Annotated in this window: 19 protein-coding genes; 14 read left to right on the top strand and 5 right to left on the bottom strand. The window is 68.5% G+C overall.

Annotated elements, in window-relative coordinates; genetic code table 11:
* Positions 1-245: 245 nt before the first annotated feature.
* The 14 genes from ypfJ (at position 246) to RGD00_RS17760 (ending at position 14587) form a co-directional block, all read left to right on the top strand.
* Positions 246-1088, top strand: coding sequence for a KPN_02809 family neutral zinc metallopeptidase (gene ypfJ, locus RGD00_RS17825; RefSeq protein WP_310458627.1), 843 nt, complete (start codon positions 246-248; stop codon positions 1086-1088).
* The gene (locus RGD00_RS17820) at positions 1088-1288 is read left to right on the top strand and encodes a DUF4169 family protein (protein ID WP_310458626.1); all 201 of its coding nucleotides are present in this window, start codon (positions 1088-1090) and stop codon (positions 1286-1288) included. The genes ypfJ and RGD00_RS17820 overlap by 1 nt, the downstream gene beginning before the upstream one ends.
* Positions 1285-1515, top strand: a complete 231-nt coding sequence (locus tag RGD00_RS17815; protein WP_310458625.1) for a ribbon-helix-helix domain-containing protein — start codon at positions 1285-1287, stop codon at positions 1513-1515. Before RGD00_RS17820 ends, RGD00_RS17815 begins: the two co-directional genes overlap by 4 nt.
* Positions 1516-1707: 192 nt before the next feature.
* Complete coding sequence (locus tag RGD00_RS17810) at positions 1708-3123, top strand: type II and III secretion system protein family protein (RefSeq protein ID WP_425603435.1); 1416 nt, start codon at positions 1708-1710, stop codon at positions 3121-3123.
* Between the two features lie 3 nt (positions 3124-3126).
* Positions 3127-3768, top strand: a complete 642-nt coding sequence (locus RGD00_RS17805; RefSeq protein WP_425603434.1) for an OmpA family protein — start codon at positions 3127-3129, stop codon at positions 3766-3768.
* 334 nt (positions 3769-4102) lie between these two features.
* Positions 4103-5362 carry a CpaE/TadZ family protein gene (locus RGD00_RS17800; RefSeq protein WP_310458624.1) on the top strand — a complete coding sequence of 420 codons (1260 nt, stop codon included), beginning with the start codon at positions 4103-4105 and terminating at the stop codon, positions 5360-5362.
* 18 nt (positions 5363-5380) lie between these two features.
* Entirely contained in the window at positions 5381-6838 is a 1458-nt protein-coding gene (locus tag RGD00_RS17795) for a TadA family conjugal transfer-associated ATPase (RefSeq protein ID WP_310458623.1), read from the top strand.
* Between the two features lie 9 nt (positions 6839-6847).
* Positions 6848-7816, top strand: coding sequence for a type II secretion system F family protein (locus RGD00_RS17790; RefSeq protein ID WP_310458622.1), 969 nt, complete (start codon positions 6848-6850; stop codon positions 7814-7816).
* A 6-nt stretch (positions 7817-7822) separates the two neighbouring features.
* Positions 7823-8806, top strand: coding sequence for a type II secretion system F family protein (locus RGD00_RS17785; protein WP_310458621.1), 984 nt, complete (start codon positions 7823-7825; stop codon positions 8804-8806).
* 89 nt (positions 8807-8895) lie between these two features.
* Positions 8896-9366, top strand: coding sequence for a tetratricopeptide repeat protein (locus RGD00_RS17780; protein WP_425603436.1), 471 nt, complete (start codon positions 8896-8898; stop codon positions 9364-9366).
* 24 nt (positions 9367-9390) lie between these two features.
* Positions 9391-10242, top strand: coding sequence for a tetratricopeptide repeat protein (locus RGD00_RS17775; protein WP_310458619.1), 852 nt, complete (start codon positions 9391-9393; stop codon positions 10240-10242).
* A gap of 4 nt (positions 10243-10246) precedes the next feature.
* On the top strand, positions 10247-10744 hold the full coding sequence (locus tag RGD00_RS17770) for a prepilin peptidase (RefSeq protein ID WP_310458618.1): 498 nt from the start codon (positions 10247-10249) through the stop codon (positions 10742-10744).
* Positions 10745-10813: 69 nt separating this feature from the next.
* Complete coding sequence (locus tag RGD00_RS17765; RefSeq protein ID WP_310458617.1) at positions 10814-12142, top strand: ATPase; 1329 nt, start codon at positions 10814-10816, stop codon at positions 12140-12142.
* Between the two features lie 54 nt (positions 12143-12196).
* Positions 12197-14587, top strand: a complete 2391-nt coding sequence (locus tag RGD00_RS17760; protein WP_310458616.1) for a ligase-associated DNA damage response DEXH box helicase — start codon at positions 12197-12199, stop codon at positions 14585-14587.
* On the opposite strand, the gene RGD00_RS17755 is transcribed toward RGD00_RS17760, so the two are convergent.
* The 5 genes from RGD00_RS17755 to tsaB are packed head-to-tail and all read right to left on the bottom strand — an operon-like array spanning position 14584 to position 18246.
* On the bottom strand, positions 14584-15357 hold the full coding sequence (locus RGD00_RS17755; protein ID WP_310458615.1) for a TIGR02186 family protein: 774 nt from the start codon (positions 15355-15357) through the stop codon (positions 14584-14586). The genes RGD00_RS17760 and RGD00_RS17755 overlap by 4 nt on opposite strands.
* On the bottom strand, positions 15354-16274 hold the full coding sequence (locus RGD00_RS17750; RefSeq protein ID WP_310458614.1) for a sulfite exporter TauE/SafE family protein: 921 nt from the start codon (positions 16272-16274) through the stop codon (positions 15354-15356). Before RGD00_RS17750 ends, RGD00_RS17755 begins: the two co-directional genes overlap by 4 nt.
* 60 nt (positions 16275-16334) lie before the next feature.
* Positions 16335-17141, bottom strand: coding sequence for a purine-nucleoside phosphorylase (locus tag RGD00_RS17745; protein WP_310458613.1), 807 nt, complete (start codon positions 17139-17141; stop codon positions 16335-16337).
* Positions 17138-17557 carry a ribosomal protein S18-alanine N-acetyltransferase gene (rimI, locus tag RGD00_RS17740; protein WP_310458612.1) on the bottom strand — a complete coding sequence of 140 codons (420 nt, stop codon included), beginning with the start codon at positions 17555-17557 and terminating at the stop codon, positions 17138-17140. The genes RGD00_RS17745 and rimI overlap by 4 nt, the downstream gene beginning before the upstream one ends.
* Complete coding sequence (tsaB, locus tag RGD00_RS17735) at positions 17554-18246, bottom strand: tRNA (adenosine(37)-N6)-threonylcarbamoyltransferase complex dimerization subunit type 1 TsaB (RefSeq protein WP_310458611.1); 693 nt, start codon at positions 18244-18246, stop codon at positions 17554-17556. The genes rimI and tsaB overlap by 4 nt, the downstream gene beginning before the upstream one ends.
* Positions 18247-18259 lie beyond the last annotated feature (13 nt).

Here is an 18259-nt window from a genome sequence, read left to right as displayed (position 1 = left end):
GAGGCCAGCGCCTGCCCCGGCGGGCGAGAAGCGCCCGCCATGGGCGGGGCGGGCGCTGGCCGGGGGCTTGGGGCCCCCGGCCGGGGCAGCGGTATCTGCATCGCGGTGGCGAAGGCACGCGCCTTCGCCAGCGGGGAGCGGCGGTATTGCCCCCGATCCGCCGCAACCGCACGCCCCGCGCTGCGGGCCTTTGACTTTGCCCCCCCGGCGGCGGCAGAATGGGTCATCGGACAGGGGGATATGCGATGGATTGGCGGGGCCGTCGGACCAGCCGGAATGTCGAGGACCGGCGCGGCATGCGCATGACGGGCGGCCGGGGTCTGGGGATCGGCGCGACGGTGGCGATCCTGCTGATCGGCGCCTTCCTGGGCGTGGATGTCACGCCCTTCCTGAACGGCACCGGCAGCGTGACCACCGCCCCGGCCCCCACCGGGCCCAACCGGATCGACGACGATCAGGAAGCCTTCGTCGCCACCATCCTTGCCGAAACCGAACAGGCCTGGGGCGAGATCTTCACCGCATCGCGCCTGGAGTACCGCGAACCGTCGCTGGTGCTGTTCTCGGGCGGCACCACCTCCGCCTGCGGCATGGCGGATGCGGCGATGGGGCCCTTCTACTGCCCCGGCGACCGCAAGGTCTATCTCGACATGGATTTCTTCCGCGTGATGGAACAGCAGTTGCAGGCGGGGGGCGACTTCGCCAATGCCTATGTGATCGCGCATGAGATCGGCCACCATGTGCAGAACGAACTCGGCACCCTTGGCGAGGTGAACACCCGGCGCCAGCGCGTGGGCCAGGCGGAAAGCAACGCGCTGTCGGTGCGGATAGAGTTGCAGGCCGATTGCTATGCCGGGGTCTGGGCGCATGCGGCCTCGGGGCGGCTCAGGGTGACGGACGACGACATCCGGCAGGCGCTGGCCACCGCCGCGCGCATCGGCGACGATGCGCTGCAACGCGCGGCGGGGGGCCGGGTGGTGCCCGACAGTTTCACCCACGGGACCTCGGACCAGCGGCAGCGGTGGTTCTTTCAGGGCTACCGCAGCGGCGACCCGAACCAGTGCGACACCTTCGGCGCGGGGCGGCTCTGATGGCGGAAATCGTCAACCTCAACCGCGCCCGCAAGGCCGCCGCCCGCACGCAGGCACGGGCGCAGGCCGATGCCAATGCCGCGAAATTCGGGCGCAGCAAGGCCGAGCGCGCACAGGCAGACGCCGACAAGGCCCGCGCCCGCGCGCATCTCGACGCCCACCGGCGCGAGGACGGACGCGAGGACCCGCAGGACCCATGACGGGCCGGCCCGAGAAACATTCGCTGACCCTTGCCGGGCACCGCACCTCGGTGTCGCTGGAGCCCGAGTTCTGGCGCGCCTTCCGCGACATCGCGGCCGAACGCGGTCAGCCGCTCAACACGCTCGCCGCGGAAATCGACGCGGCGAGGGGCACCGGGATCGGGCTCGCCTCGGCCATCCGGCTGTTCGTGCTGGCGCATTTCCGCAACAGGGCGGGGGCGGGCTGATCCCCGCATCTGCCCGTCGCGGGCGCAGCGGGCCCAAGCCCTTGTGCCATACCCCCGCCCATCACGGCCCCATTCATGTCAATGCCGCGCAACAAATCTTTGATTCTTGCAAAAAAAGCCCGACTCCGGCAAAGTGGACGCGTTTACGGGCGCCAAGACCCGCGGGCAGACGTGATCGGAGAGGCAGGTCACATGATCAAGTTCACGATTTTATCGACCGCCCTGTTCGGGCTGGCGGTCGGGTTTTCCGCCGCTCCGCCCGTCATGGCCGAAACGCTGCGCGTCATGCAGGGCTCGCCCTCGTCGGCGCTGAACGTGCCGATGAACCGCGCCGTGGTGGTGGAAAGCGATACCGCCTTTGCGGAACTGTCGATCGCCAACCCCGGCATCGCCGACATCTCCACCCTGTCGGACCGTTCGATCTATGTCCTCGGCAAGACGCCGGGGCGCACCACGCTGACGCTGCTGTCGCCCGACGGGCGGCTGATCGCGAACGTGGACGTGCATGTCACCCCCGACATCGCCGAATTCAAGGAACGCCTGCGCCAGATCCTGCCGGGCGAACCGATAGAGGTGCGCACCGCCAATGACGGCATCGTGCTGTCGGGACAGGTGTCGAGCATCGCGAAACTGGACCGCGCGCTGGACCTGGCCAGCCGCTATGCCCCCGAACGGGTGTCGAACCTGATGACGGTGGGCGGCACGCAGCAGGTGATGCTCAAGGTCCGCTTCGCCGAAATGCAGCGGTCGGTGTCCAAGAACCTGTCGGCCTCGCTCGGCGTGCGGTCGAACTCTAACACCGTGGGCGGGATCATCGGCACCGGCAGCTTCACCACGCCGGGGTCGGTCGGCAGCACGCTCGACGGCGGCAACTTCCCGCAGAACCCGTCGGCCTCGGGCGGGGTGGGGCTTGGCTTTTCCGCCGGCAGCCTTGAATTCGCGGTGCTGCTCGAGGCGCTGGAATCCAAGGGCGTCGTGCGCACGCTGGCCGAACCGAACCTGACCGCCCTGTCGGGGCAGGAGGCAAAGTTCCTCGCCGGCGGCGAATACCCGATCCCGGTGCGCGACACCGACGGCGGTATCGGCATCGAATACAAGCCCTTCGGGGTGGAACTGAACTTCGTGCCCCGGGTGGTCGATGGCGACGGCATCAACCTGACGATCAACGCCGCCGTGTCGGCGATCGACACCACCATCACGGTGCAGAACGCGGGTTTCACCATCAACGCCTTCAAGCGGCGCGAAACCTCGACCACGGTCGAGATGCGCGACGGCGAAAGCTTTGCCATCGCCGGGCTCTTGCAGGACGATTTCCGCAACCTCAAGGGGCAGGTGCCGTGGCTGGGCGAGGTGCCGATCCTCGGCGCGCTGTTCCGGTCGTCCGAATACCAGCGCGCGCAAAGCGAACTGGTCATCATCGTCACCCCCCATCTGGTCACGCCCACCCGCGGCGAGGCGCTGGCCCTGCCGACCGACCGGGTGCGCCTGCCGTCGGAAAAGGAATTCTTCCTGTTCGGCAAGGTCACGGGCGGCACCCGCGCCAAGGGCGCGGCGGGCGAGGTCGCACGGCAGGATTTCGCCGGCCCCTACGGCTATGTGATGGAGTAACCGATGGGATCGCGGATGCGCCTTGTGATCGCGGCGGCGGCGGTGGCGGCCCTGGCCGGCTGCGCCGGCAGCCAGTTGGGCTCGGGGGTGGATGACGGCACCTTCGGCAATGCCACGATGAACAACACGCTGGTCCAGACAGGCCAGCAGGGCTATGTCGAACAGCTGTCCGGCCGGTTCGCCAGCGAAGTGCCCACCACCGTCAACTTCGCCTTCAACTCCGCCGTGCTGGACGAGGGCGCGCGCGCCATCCTGCGCCAGCAGGCGGGCTGGATCCGCCAGTTCCCGGAGGTGCGGTTCCGCGTCTACGGCCATACCGACCTGGTCGGGTCGGAAAGCTACAACAAGCAGCTCGGCCTGCGCCGGGCGCAGGCGGTGGTCGCCTATCTGGGCACGCTCGGCGTCAGCCGGTCGCGGCTGGAGGCGATGGTGTCGCGCGGCGAGTCGGAACCCCAGATCCCGACCCCGCATGAAGAACGGCTGAACCGCCGCGCGGTGACAGAGGTCAACGGCTTCGTCGCGCAGCATCCGATGGTGCTGAACGGCAAATACGCGCAGGTCATCCACCGCGAATACGTGCAAAGCGCGACCACGCGCCATCCGCAGAACCAGGTGGTGGCGACGCAGGTCGGCGGCGACGAATGATTGTTTCCATCTGATCGCCGCGCCGTCGGGCGCCGCACCAAGGCCGGGCAGGTTCTGCCCGGCCTTTTGCATGGGCCGCAGCCCTGCCCTTCCCCGTCCGCCCCCTGCCTGCCTTGCCGCGACGGAATGTCAGCGCAAATTTACGCAATAACGCGTTTTGACCCAAATCTCGCCACCATTGTCCACCAAAACGAGGAAATGAAAACGGCGTGCCCCCGATCCGAGTCGGCCGGTGCGACCATGTACTGGGTAGAGTGTAACGGCGATGAAGACCCCTAACGCACCCGATCAGGATCAGGGCAATGGGCGCGCTTCCGAAAAGGGAACCGAGCAGATGGCGAATGTTGCCCCCCTTCAACCCGAACCCGCGCCGATTGTCGCCTGCACCATCTCGCGCGATGTGCAGAACTTCGACATCCTCATCGAGGACATGGAAACCGAACTGGGCGAAACCTGGGGCGACCTGTCCTTCGACGACGCGTTGCGGTTCTTCGGCCAGCCGGATGCGGCGACGCTGGAATTCGTCGCGGTCGCGGTCGATGCCGCGGACGAGGCCGACCTGGAACAGATCGGCGCCATCGTCGCGGCGGCGCGCGACAAGGGCATCAAGGTGATCCTCGTCGCGGGCCAGATCAGCCCCGGCGCGCTGCACCGCCTGCTGCGCATGGGGGCGGAGGATTTCGTGCCCTACCCCCTGCCCGATGGCGCGCTGCATGACGCGATCGACCGGCTGCGCCGGGCCGCCCCCCCCGGGGGGCCGATGGCGGCGACGGAACAGGAGGCCGCAAGCCCGACCTTCAAGCCCAAGGGCGACCGCGACGGCGTGGTGCTGCCGGTGCACGGGCTGGCGGGCGGCACCGGGGCCACGACCTTCGTCACCAACCTCGCTTGGGAACTGGCGACGATTTCCAAGACCGAACCCCCGCGCGTCTGCGTGCTGGATTTCGATTTCCAGTTCGGCTCGGTCTCCACCTATCTGGACCTGCCGCGGCGCGAGGCGATCTTCGAGGTGCTGTCCGATACCGCAGCACTCGACAGTGAATCCTTCGTGCAGGCGATGGTCAGCTTCAACGACAAGGTGCATGTCTTCACCGCGCCGCCCGACATGCTGCCGCTGGATTTCGTCGGCCCCGACGACATGAACCGGATCCTGTCCATCGCGCAGGCGAATTTCGATTACGTCATCATCGACATGCCCAAGACCATCGTGGCCTGGACGGAAACGGTGCTGGCGCAGGCGCATGTCTATTTCGCGCTGATCGAGCTGGACATGCGGTCCGCCCAGAACACGCTGCGCCTGGTGCGCGCGCTCAAGGCCGAGGACCTGCCGCATGAAAAGCTGCGCTTCGCATTGAACCGCGCGCCGCGCTTCACCGACCTGTCGGGCAAGGGCCGGGCCAAGCGGCTGGCGGAAAGCCTGTCCATCGACATCGAACTGATGCTGCCCGATGGCGGCCGTCAGGTGACGCAGGCCAACGACCACGGCCTGCCGCTGGCGGAAAGCGCCGCCAAGAACCCGCTGCGGCGCGAGATCCAGAAACTGGCGAAGTCGCTCCACGACCTCAACCGCGCGGTCGAGGCCGGGCGCAAGTAAGGCAGGACACGAGGCACGATGTTTTCCCGTTTCAAGAAAACCGGCGCAGACAGCACCCGCCCCCGGCCGGTGACGACGGCCCCCGCACAGCAGGCGGTGGCCGCCCCCGCGCAGGCCCCGGCCCGCACCCCGGCCGCACAGCCCCGCGCCGCCCTGCCGCCCCCGCGCACCGCCGCGCAGGCCGTGGCGGTGGACAAGGAGAAAAAGCGCAAGGAACGGCTGGGCGAACTGAAGGTCGAACTGCACAAGCGGCTTTTGGAAAACCTCAACCTCTCGGCGCTGGAACATGCCAGCGAATCCGACCTGCGTTCGGAAATCGTCGACATCTCGAACGAGGCGCTGGAAGAGATGTCCGTCGTCCTCAACAAGGAGGACCGCAGCGCCCTTTACCAGGAACTGTACGACGAGGTGATGGGCCTCGGCCCCATCGAGCCGCTGCTGAAGGACGATACCGTCAACGACATCCTGATCAACGGCCCGCAGCAGATCTTCGTGGAACGGTCGGGCAAGCTGGAACTGTCGGACATCACCTTCAAGGACGAACGCCACCTGTTGCGGATCATCGACAAGATCGTGTCCGCGGTCGGCCGGCGGGTGGACGAATCGAACCCCTATGTCGACGCCCGCCTGGCCGATGGCTCGCGCTTCAACGCGATGGTGCCGCCGGTGGCGGTGGACGGATCGCTCGTCTCGATCCGCAAGTTCAAGAAGGAAAAGCTGAAGGTCCCCGATCTGGTGAAATTCGGCGCCTTCACCGAGGAAATGGCGGCCTATCTGCAAGCCGCCGTGGCCACGCGGCTGAACGTCATCGTGTCGGGCGGCACGGGGTCGGGCAAGACCACCACGCTCAACGCGCTGTCGTCCTTCATCGACGACCACGAACGCATCCTGACCATCGAGGACACGGCCGAACTGCAACTGCAGCAGACCCATGTCGGCCGGATGGAAAGCCGCCCCCCGAACGTGGAAGGCAAGGGCGCGGTGACGCAGCGCGACTGTCTGCGCAACGCGCTGCGGATGCGCCCCGACCGGATCATCGTGGGCGAAACCCGCGGCGAAGAGGTCATCGACATGTTGCAGGCGATGAACACCGGCCATGACGGGTCGATGACCACGATCCACGCCAACAACGCCCGCGACGCGATCAGCCGTCTGGAAAACATGGTGGCGATGGCCGGGATCGAGATGCCGCTCAAGGCTGTGCGCAGCCAGATCGCATCGGCCGTCAACCTGATCGTGCAGGCATCCCGCCTGCAGGACGGCAGCCGGCGGATGGTGTCGATCACCGAGATCACCGGGATGGAGGGCGAGGTGATCTCGATGCAGGAGATCTTCCGCTATGAACGCCTCGGCCTTGCGCCCGACGGCAAGATCATCGGCCGCTTCAATGCCACCGGCGTGCGGTCGCATTATTCCGAACGTTTCCGCCAGTGGGGCTACGACCTGCCGGCGTCGATCTACGAACCCCTGCCCTGAGGACCGATCATGCAAATCAGCGCCGCACCCCTGATCTATGGCCTCGTTTTCATCGGCGTCCTCTTGCTGGTCGAGGGGCTGTATCTGACCGTCTTCGGCAAGTCGATCAGCCTCAACAGCAAGGTCAACCGGCGCCTGGCGCTGATGGAAAAGGGCGGCAACCGCGAACAGGTTCTGGAACAGCTCCGCAAGGAGATGGGCCAGCACATGAGCGCGAAGTCGATCCCGCTCTATTCCATCCTCGCGTCCAAGGCGCAGAAGGCCAACATCGCCTTTTCGCCCCGCCAACTGGTGATGATCATGATGGCCCTGTCCGCCGTCGCCTATATGGGGCTGACGGTGGGCACCAGCGCCGACACGGCCGTGCGCGCGCTGGTCGCGGTGGGCATGGGCGTGGGCGGCGTCTACATGTGGGTCGGCAACAAGGCCAAGAAGCGCCTCGCGCTGGTCGAGGAACAACTGCCCGACGCGGTGGAACTGATGGTGCGGTCGCTGCGCGTGGGCCATCCGTTCTCTTCCGCCATCGGCATCGTCGCCAAGGAGGTGCCCGACCCCCTGGGCACCGAGTTCGGCATCATCGCCGACGAGGCCGCCTATGGCCGCGACGTGGCCGAAAGCCTCAAGGCGCTGGCCGAACGGATGGACATGCAGGACCTGCGCTTTCTTGCCGTGGCGGTGTCGATCCAGCAGCAGTCGGGCGGCAACCTCGCGGAAATCCTCGAAGGGCTGGCCAAGGTGATCCGCTCGCGCTTCAAGCTGTTCCGCCGCGTGAAGGCGATCACGGCAGAGGCGAAATGGTCGGGCATGTTCCTGTCGGCCTTTCCCATCGTCGCGATGGTGGCGATCCAGGTGCTGAAACCCGACTACTACGACGAGGTGAAGGAAACATCCGCCTTCATCCCGGCGGCGCTGATCGTGGGGACGTTTCTGCTGATCAACGTCATCTACATGCGCATCATGGTCAACATCAAGGTCTGACGGGTCATGGAACTGATCGCCGCTCTCAACGATTTCCTCGTCGCCCGGCTCGGCCCCATGGGGCCGTTGATGGCGGTCGGCGGGCTCGGCCTCGTGCTGATTCTGCTGACGCTGCCGGTGATGCTGCGCAAGCGCGAAGACCCGCTCGACAAGCTGCGCGAGGCCGCGCGGGCGCGGACCGAGACGCCCGACCCGGCACAGCGGCTGCGCGTCGCCGACAGATCCGACAAGCTGCAGAAATTCGCCACCTTCCTCGAACCGCAGGACGCCAAACAGCTCAGCACCGCGCGGCTCAAGATGCTGCGGGCGGGCTACCGGTCCAAGAACGCGGTGCGCACTTTCCACGCGGCGCAATTCGTGCTGGGTATCGGGCTGCTGCTGCTCGGCGTGATCTACACCATGGCGACCAAGGGCGATGGCGAACCCGACACCACCATGATGCTGATTTCCACGCTGCTGCCCGGCGGGCTGGGGTATTACCTGCCGATCTACTGGGTGCAGCGCCGCCTGCAATCGCGCCAGCAGGAAATGATCAACGGCTTTCCCGACAGTCTCGACATGATGCTTGTCTGCGTCGAGGCGGGGCAGTCGCTCGACCAGTCCATCATCCGCGTCGCGCGCGAGATCAAGGCGGGCTATCCCGCGCTCGGCGAGGAATTCGAGATCGTCGCGCACGAGGTCAAGGCCGGCAAGGAACGCATCCAGGTGCTGAAGGATTTTTCCGAACGCGCGGGCGTGCCTGACATCGCGTCCTTCGTCACCACGCTGGTGCAATCGGCCACCTTCGGCACCTCGATCGCCGAGGCGCTGCGGATCTATGCCTCGGAAATGCGTGACAAGCGCGTGATGCGCGCCGAAGAGAAAGCGAACGTCTTGCCGACCAAGCTCACGCTCGGCACAATGCTGTTCACCGTGCCGCCGCTGATGATCATCCTCATCGGACCGTCGCTGCACGGGATCGCCAAGGTCCTTGGCGGGGGTGGGATGTGAGGTGAACAGTGGCATGGCGCGCGGCGGTTCTGGTGGCGGGATGCCTCGCGCTTTCGGCCTGTTCGGGTGGCACCGGCGATGACACCGCCCTGCCCCGCGCCGACCGGCGGGGCGAGGCGGTGGATGGCCTGACCGTGGGCCACCGGCTGATGGCGGCGGGGGAACACGAACTCGCGCTGAAGGCCTATCTGCGCGCGGCATCCGAACGCGGGGCGGATGCGGATGTGCTGTCGGCCATCGGGTCGGCCAACCTGCGTCTGGGGCGTCTGGGGCAGGCCGAACAGATCCTGCGCCGGGCGCTGGAACAGGATCCCGACTTCATCCCCGCGCTCAACAACCTCGGCGTCGTGCTGATGGAAAAGGGCGAAACGGGCGAGGCGCGGCGCGTCTTTCAGCGCGCCTTCGCGCTCGACAGTGGCAATTCGGACGCCATCCGCGAAAATCTGCGGCTGGCAATCGCAAAGACCGAAAATCAGGTCTATTCTGGCGAAAACGATAATCACAACTTCTCGCTGGTCAGGCGGGGGCCGGGTGAGTACCTGCTTCTTTCGGATCGGTGAGGGCCGAGCAGCAAAGGACGCGAAATGCGCCGCCCCATCCTTGCCCTGCTGTGCCTTGCCGGCACGGCGGCCCTGAGCGCCTGCCAGGGCACCAGCGACGCCGAAGTCGACCGCGCGATCAAAAGCGTGAACGTCATCGACGAAAGCAACCTGTCGGACATCATGCTGACCGTCGCCGACCCGAAAGAGGCGGTGGCCTATTTCACCAAGGCATCGGCCGAAAACCCCGACCGGCTGGACCTGAGCCGGGGGCTGGCGAAATCGCTGGTCCGCGCGGGCCGGGCGACCGAGGGCGCGCAGATCTGGTCGGAAATCGTGGCCAGGCCCGAGGCGACCATGGACGACCGCGTGGACCTGGCCGAGGCGCTGATCCGCGCCAACGACTGGCCGGGGGCAGAGGCGCAGCTGAACCGCATCCCGCCCACCCACGAAACCTTCGCCCGCTACCGGCTGGAGGCGATGGTGGCCGATTCCAAGCAGGACTGGAAAAAGGCCGACAGTTTCTATGAAATCGCCGCGGGCCTGACCAACCGTCCCGGGCCGGTGCTGAACAACTGGGGCTTTTCCAAGCTGACGCGCGGCGACTATGCCGGGGCCGAAAGGCTGTTCGTCGAGGCGATCACCTACGAACCCGCCCTTTTCACCGCCAAGAACAACCTCGTCATGGCGCGCGGCGCGCAGCGCAACTACGACCTGCCGGTGATCCAGATGACCCAGACCGAACGGGCGCAACTGCTGCACACGATGGCGCTGACGGCGGTCAAGGCGGGCGACGTTTCCGTCGGCAAGGCGCTGCTGCAAGAGGCGGTGGACACCCATCCGCAGCATTTCGACGCCGCCGTGCGCAGCCTGCGCGCGCTCGACGGCGGGGCGTGATCCGATGCTGGCCCTGCCTGCCGCCGCCGCGCTCTGGTTCCTGCCCTTCGCCCTGCCCATCGCCATCTGGGTGGCGTGGAGCGACATGAAGTTCATGCGCATCCCCAACAAGGCCGTCATCGCGCTGGCGGCGGTCTATCTGGTGATCGGCCCGCTGGCGCTGCCGCTCGACGTCTGGGCCTGGGGCTGGCTGCATCTGGTGGTGGTACTGGCGGCGGGGTTCGTGATGACCGCGGCGGGGCTGGTGGGGGCGGGGGATTCCAAATTCGCCGCCGCGATGGCGCCCTTCGTCGCGCTCGGCGACCTGCGGCTGTTCCTGGCCATCTTTGCCGCCGCGCTTCTGGGCGCCTTTGCCGCCCATCGCGCGATGCGCGCCCTGCCCGCCTTCCGCGGCGCGACGCCCGACTGGGCCAGCTGGACCCATGCCAAGTTTCCCATGGGCCTCGCGCTGGCGGGGTCGCTGATCCTCTATCTTCTGGCCGCGATCCGCTTCGGGGCCTGAGATCGGCCCAAATTTGACCATCATCCCCGCACATCCTGCGCGCGATCCGCGACGACTCGAGGTTGCCCGATGAACATGCAGGCCCCCAACGCCACCGCCCCGGCCGGCGTCCAGCCGCCCCCGCCGCCCCGCACGATGGCCGATGTGGGCCTGACGCCGGTGATGATGCGCGACGTGCTGCTCAAGACCATGTTCCGCATGAACGTGGACATGGTGTCGGACCTTGCCCGCATCTGCTGTCTGCCGGTGCCGATCATGCAGGAACTGGTGGACCTCGCGCGCAGCCAGCGGCTGGTGGAGGCGACGGGGACGCTGCACGCGACCTCGGGCAACGAGATGGGCTATCAGCTGACCGACGCGGGCAAGGCGCGCGCGCTCGATGCGCTGGCGCAGTCGGAATATTTCGGCCCGATGCCGATCCCGCTCGACATGTTCCGCGAACAGGTCAAGCGCCAGTCAATCCGCGACATCCGCCTGACGCGGCAGCAGCTCGTGGGCTCCATGGGCCATCTGATCCTGCCCGACAGCCTGCTGGACCACCTCGGGCCGGCCGTCACCTCTGGCCGGTCGATCCTGATGTACGGGCCGCCCGGCAACGGCAAGTCCTCGATCTCCAACGGTATCCGCGACGCGATGGGCGACAGGATCTATGTCCCCCGCGCCATCGAATATTCCGGCCAGATCATCACCGTCTACGACCCGATCGTGCATTCCAAGGCCGAGGCCGCGGTGGACGACCCGAACAGCCTGCGCCGCACCTCGAACCGGTTCGACAACCGCTATGTGCTGTGCGAACGCCCCACGGTGATCACGGGGGGCGAATTGTCGCTGGACATGCTCGACCTGGCCTACAACCCCGTCGCGCGCACCTATCAGGCGTCGCTGCAACTCAAGGCCACCGGCGGCATCTTCATCATCGACGACCTCGGCCGCCAGCAGGAACCGCCGCAGGCCATCGTCAACCGCTGGATCGTGCCGCTGGAAATGGGCTACGACATCCTCGCGCTGCAATCGGGCGAGAAGTTCGTGGTGCCCTTCGACACGCTGGTGATCTTTTCCACCAACTTCCACCCCAACGAGATCTTCGACGGCGCGGCGCTGCGGCGGATCTTCTTCAAGATCAAGATCGACGGGCCGAACCAGGAAATGTTCCTCAAGATCTTCGCCATGGTGGCGAAGAAGAAGAAGATGCCCCTGAACGAGGCCGCGCTGATCCATCTGCTGAAGGTCAAGTACCCGACGATCCAGAACAATTTCGCCAACTACCAGCCGACATTCCTGATCGACCAGATGATCTCGATCTGCGAATTCGAGGGCATCCCCTACCAGATGACCCCCGACCTGATCGACCGGGCCTGGGCGAACATGTTCGTCATGGAGGAAAAGATCGCCCGCTAGGGATTTTTCGTCCGCCCCCCTGCGCCGCGGCTGCGCAGGGCTTATGTTCGGCGCATGACTGCCCTGCCCGCCCCCCTCGCCCACTGGTTCGCCCGCAAGGGCTGGACGCTGCACCCGCATCAGGCGGCGATGCTGGCGCGGGCGGACGAACCCGCACTGCTGCTGATCGCGCCCACCGGCGGGGGCAAGACGCTGGCGGGGTTCCTGCCGACGCTGGCCGAACTGGGGCCCGCGCCGGGGCCGGGGCTCCATACGCTCTACATCTCGCCGCTGAAGGCGCTGACCGCCGACATCGCCCGCAACCTGCGCGCGCCGCTGGACGGTGCGGGGCTGGCGATCCGGGTCGAGGACCGCACCGGCGATACCGGCGCTACCGCCCGCAAGCGCCAGCGCGCCGACCCGCCGCATATCCTGCTGACGACACCCGAAAGCCTCGCCCTGCTGCTGAGCTATCCCGACGCGCCGCGCATCTTCGCGGGGCTGCAACGGGTGATCGTCGATGAAATCCACGCGCTGGCCGAAAGCAAGCGGGGCGATCAGCTGATGCTGTGCCTGTCGCGGTTGCAGGCGCTGGCCCCGGGGCTGCGCCGGGTGGGCCTGTCGGCGACGGTCGAGGATCCGCCGGCGCTGGCCCGGTTCCTGTCGCCCGCCTGCGCGGTGCTGACCGCCGACCCGGGGCCGGACCCCGACATCGCCATGCTGGACACCGCCGCCGCCCCCCCCTGGGCCGGGGGCGGCGGGCGGCACGCGATCCCGGAAATCCTGGCCGAGGTCGCCCGCCACCGCACCACGCTGATCTTCCACAACACCCGTGCGCAGGCGGAAATCTTCTTCCACCACCTCTGGATGCAGAACGAGGCCGGCCTGCCCATCGGCATCCACCACGGCAGCCTGTCGCGCGAACAGCGTGCCCGCGTCGAACAGGCGATGGCAGAGGGCCGGCTGCGCGCCGTCGTCTGTACCGGCAGCCTCGATCTGGGCATCGACTGGGGCGATGTGGATCTGGTGGTGCAGGTCGGCGCGCCCAAGAACGTCAAGCGGCTGGTGCAGCGGATCGGGCGGGCAAACCACCGCTACAACGCGCCCTCCAAGGCGCTGCTGGTGCCCGCGAACCGGTTCGAGGTGGTGGAATGCCAGGCCGCCCTTGCCGCCGTGCGCGACCGGGCGCTGGATGGCGAACCGCGCGGGCCGGGGCCGCTGGACGTGCTCTGCCAGCATCTCTTGATCCGCGCCTGCGCCGGGCCCTTCGCGGCGGATGAGCTTTACGCCGAAGTCACCACCGCCGGCCCCTATGCCGCCCTGCCCCGCGCCGATTTCGACGCCTGCCTCGATTTCGTCGCCACCGGCGGCTATGCCCTGCGCGCCTATGACCGCTGGCGGCGGCTGATGGAACGCGACGGGCGCTGGCAGTTGCGCGACCCGCGCGCCGCCGCCGTCATCCGCCAGAACATCGGCACCATCATCGACAGCGAAACGCTGAAAGTCCGCCTGCGCGGGCGCGGTACCCCCCTGGGCGAGGTCGAGGAAGGCTTCGCCGCCTCGCTCATCCCCGGCGACACCTTCCTGATGGGGGGCGAGGTCGTGCGCTACGAATCGCTGCACGAACTGACGGTCGAGGTCAGCCGCCAGCCCGGCCGCGACCCCAAGGTGGCGGTGTTCAGCGGCACGAAATTCGCCACATCGACCCTGCTGGCCGACCGCATCCTGACGTTCCTGCACCAGGACCGCTGGCCCGGCCTGCCGGCCCATACCGCCCGCTGGCTGGCATTGCAGCGCGCAGTGTCGCACCTGCCCGAACCGGGGCGGCTGCTGGTCGAAAGCTTTCCGGCCGAAGGGCGCGCGCATAGCTGCATCTACGGCTTCGCGGGCCGCAATGCGCAACAGACACTGGGCCTTCTGCTGACCCGGCGGATGGAGGAAGAGGGGCTCGACCCCCTCGGCTTCGTCGCCACGGATTATGCGACGCTGGTCTGGGGCCTGACGGAAATCCCCGACATCCGCCCGCTGCTGGACCCCGCCCGCCTGCGGCAAGGGCTGGAAGGCTGGCTGGCCGCCAGCGCGGTGATGAAGCGCACCTTCCGCAATTCGGCCATCATCGCCGGGCTGATCGAACAATCCCGCGCCGGGCAGCGGCGGACGGGGCGGCAGGCGACGTTTTCGTCCGACATCCTCTACGACACGCTGCGCCGCCACGACCCCGGCCACCTGCTGCTGCGCATCACCCGGGACGAGGCGATGCGCGGCCTTGTCGATTTCGGCCGGATCGAGGACATGCTGGCCCGCACGAAGGGCCGCATCGACCATCTGCACCTCGACCGCCTCACCCCGCTTGCAGCACCCCTGATGCTGGAACACGGCCGCGTGCCGGTCGAGGGCGCGGCGCGCGAACGCCTGCTGGACAGGGCCGCCGCCCGCCTGCTGGCAGAGGCGGGGCTGGCCCCCTAGAACCGCAGCCGCGCGAACAGCGCCGAGGCGCCCCACCCCGCCAGCGCCGCCAGCGCCAGCGACAGAAGGCCGTAGATCAGCGGCTGTTCCATCGCCATGTGGTGCAGGAAGCGTTCCACCCCTTCCTTGCGGACCTCGATTTCCGTCTCGTGCCGGTCGATCACCCGGCCGTCGCGGGTCAGGAAGATGCGCACCCGGAACAGGCCCTCGGTCAGGTTCGCGGGCAGCATCACATCGGTGCGGAACAGCACATCCTCGACCATCGCCACATCCGCATCCGCCTGATACCCCCCCGCGCGCCCCCGCAGCCGGATCAGCCCTTCGGTGAAGGCGGCGTCCGGCCCGCCGGGGCGGGCCTGCGGCGGGGCGGCGATCATCTGCGGCACGGTGATGCGGTGGCGCGTGTCCTCTTCGCCGGTCAGGATCTCGGGCAGCGGCGCGGTGCTGGCGACGGCATAGAAACTCGGCGCGCTGTCGATCTGGACCGAGGCCGCGTTGACCCAGATGCCCAGCACCCGTTCCTTGCGGCGCACCGTCACCGGGCCCGCGGGCCCCTCGACCGTGACGATGATGCCGGGGGGTGCGGCGGGCGCCGGGGCCTCGCGCCGGATCGCGCCATAGACGATGATCTCCGAGCCGTCGAAATTCGCCGTGATCGCCACCCGGTTCTGGCTGAGACCGGCGACCACCCGTTCCTCGGGCGTCTGCGCCGGGGCCAGCGCGGGGGCGGCCAGCAGCAGCAGCGCCGCGATGATCGCCCGCGCCCTCATGGCAGCCGCCCCCGGGCGATGGAATAGAACTCTGCCGGCGTCAGCAGCAGGTCCAGCGCGATCTTGATCGCCATCGCCAGCACCAGCGCCGCCATCGCCACCCGCATCTGTTCGGCCTTCAGCCGCGCGCCGATCCGCGCGCCCACCTGCGCCCCGATCACCCCCCCGAGGATCAGCACCAGCGCCAGCAGCATATCGACCGAATAGGCGGTGACGGCATGCATCACGGTGGCAAAGCCGGTGACGAAGATGATCTGGAACAGCGACGTGCCGACCACCACCCGCGTCGGCATGCCCAGAAGATAGATCATCGCCGGCACCATGATGAAGCCCCCGCCGACCCCCATCACCGCCGCCAGAAGCCCGACGAAGGCCCCCACCATCAGCGGCGGGATCACGCTGATGTAAAGGCCCGAGGCGCGGAACTTCACCTTCAGCGGCAGGCGGTGGACAAGGAAATGCTGATGCGCCCGCCGCGGCGGCGGGGCCGGCCCGCGCGCGCGCATCAGGGCCGCCACCCCCTCGCGCAGCATCAGCGCGCCGACGAGGCCGAGGAAGACCACATAGGACAGCTGCACCAGCAGTTCCACCTGTCCCAGCCTGCGCAGCAGCGCGAAGATCCAGATCCCCAAACCGGAGCCCAGAAGCCCCCCCGCCAGCAGCACCGCGCCCATGCGGAAATCGACGCCCTTGCGCCGCATCTGCGCCAGCACGCCGGAAATCGACGAGGCCACCACCTGGTTCGCCCCCGTCGCCACCGCCACCCCGGGCGGCACGCCGATGAACATCAGCAGCGGCGTGATCAGGAACCCCCCGCCCACGCCGAACATGCCCGACAGCACCCCCACCAGCCCGCCGAGCCCCAACAGCAGGAATACGTTGACGGAAACCTCGGCGATGGGAAGATAGATCTGCATCGGCACCGGGGCGGGAAAAGGTTGCGCGGGCCTTCACAGTCGCCCGCCCGCGCGGCGTTGTCAAACAGGCGGCAGGGCCCGCAGGAAGGCGCGCAGGACCCGTTCCAGCCGGGCCGCGCCAAGGGGGGCCATGGCCTTGGTGTGGTGGTGGCTGATCGCCTCGTCCGACAGGCCCGCGCCCATGTTGGTGATGGCCGACAGCGCCGCCACCCGCAGGCCGAGGAACCGGGCGAGGATCACCTCGGGCACCGTCGACATGCCGACCGCATCGGCGCCGAGGATGCGCGCGGCGCGGATTTCGGCCGGGGTTTCGAACGAGGGGCCGGAAAACCAGGCATAGACGCCTTCGGGCAGCGCCTCGCCCGTGGCGGCGGCGGCGGCACGCAGGGCGGCGCGCAGGGCGGGGTCGTAGGCACCGGTCATGGGGACGAAGCGGGCATCCCCCGCCTCGCCGATCAGCGGGTTGCGGCCCGAAAAGTTGATGTGGTCGGCCAGCAGCATGATGCCGCCGGGCGGCAGGTCGGCGCGCAGGCTGCCGGCGGCATTGGTCAGGATCACGCTGTCCGCGCCGAGCGCGCGCAGCAGTTCCAGCGCCGGGCGCATCGCCGCCGCATCGCCCTGTTCGTAGTAATGCGCCCGCCCGCCGAAGACGGCGACGCGCTGGCCCTCCAGCATCCCCACCACCAGTTGCGGATCGTGGCCGGAAACCCCCGCCTGCGGCAGGCCGGGCAGGTCGGCATAGGGGATCGCCACGCCCTCGACCATCCCCGCCAGATGGCCGAGGCCGGATCCCAGCACCAGCCCCAGCCGCACCGGCGCATCCCCCGCCCGGGCGCGTACCAGCGCCGCCAGATCTTCCGTCGTCATGCCGCCCCCCCGATGTCGCGCGCCATCAGCACGGCGTCCTCCGCCCCGTCCGGGCCGTGATAGTAGCCCCGCCGCCGCCCCGTCACCCGCCAGCCCGCGCCGGAGTAAAGCGCGATGGCGGCGGTGTTCGAGGCCGCGACCTCCAGAAACGCCCGCGCCGCACCCCGGGCGGCGGCCCCGGCGGTGAAGCCTGCCAGCAGCCGTGCGCCGATGCCTTGCCGGCGGGCCTCGGGGGTGACGGCGATGGTCAGCAGTTCGGCCTCGTCCAGCACCACGCGGCCAAGGGCGAAGCCCTGCGGTTCCGCGATCACGAAACTGCCGGGCGATGCCAGAAGGCCCGCGAAAGCCTCTGCCGACCATGGCGGGGGGGTGGTGAAGGCGGCGCCGTGGATCGCGGCCAGATCGCCCGGCGTCATGGCAGGATCACCGGCGGCGGATCGGCGGGCGGGGCGGCATCGGCCGGGCGGACGTAAAGCGGCGCGGGCCGGGGGCCGAGGGCGCCGGTTTCGAACCGCCACGATGCAAGGCGGGCAAGCCGTTCGGGAAGCCGGTCCAGCGCCGCCTCCACCGCCCCGGCGCCGCAGGGGCGCGCGATCTCTGCCGCGCGATGGCCGATGACGCGCAGGTTCGGGGGCGGGGTCAGGTCGTCGGGCAGCGCCGCGGGGTCCACCACCCGGGGCGCGGCCTGCGGCACGCCATAGCGGAAGGCCTGCAGATAGGCCTGGTCGCGCGGGGCGGGCAGGCTGACCCATTCGGCGGCATGGGCGGCGGGGCCATCCGGGTCGCGCATCAGCGCGAAGGCCGACAGGCCGGTGGCCGGGATGCCCAGGCCAAGGGCCAGACCCCGCGCCGCCGCCACCGCGATGCGCACGCCGGTGAAATTCCCCGGCCCCGTGCCGACGGCGATGCCGCCCAGATCGGGCCACGCCAAACCGGCCTCGTCCAGCATCTCTTCCAGCAGCGGCATCAGCCGTTCGGCCTGACCCTTCTGCATCGGCTCGAACCGGGCGACGCGCGGCACGGTGCCGCCATCGACAACCAAAGCGGCCGCGCAATGCGCGGCCGAGGTGTCGAACGCCAGGATCGGCCTGAGAAAGGTCGCCATGCCGGTTGCGGTA

Source organism: Ruixingdingia sedimenti, from assembly GCF_031432425.1.
Classification (GTDB): domain Bacteria; phylum Pseudomonadota; class Alphaproteobacteria; order Rhodobacterales; family Rhodobacteraceae; genus Ruixingdingia; species Ruixingdingia sedimenti.
The sequence above is the reverse complement of the archived record's forward strand: the minus strand, read 5'-3'. Positions and strand labels throughout refer to the sequence as shown.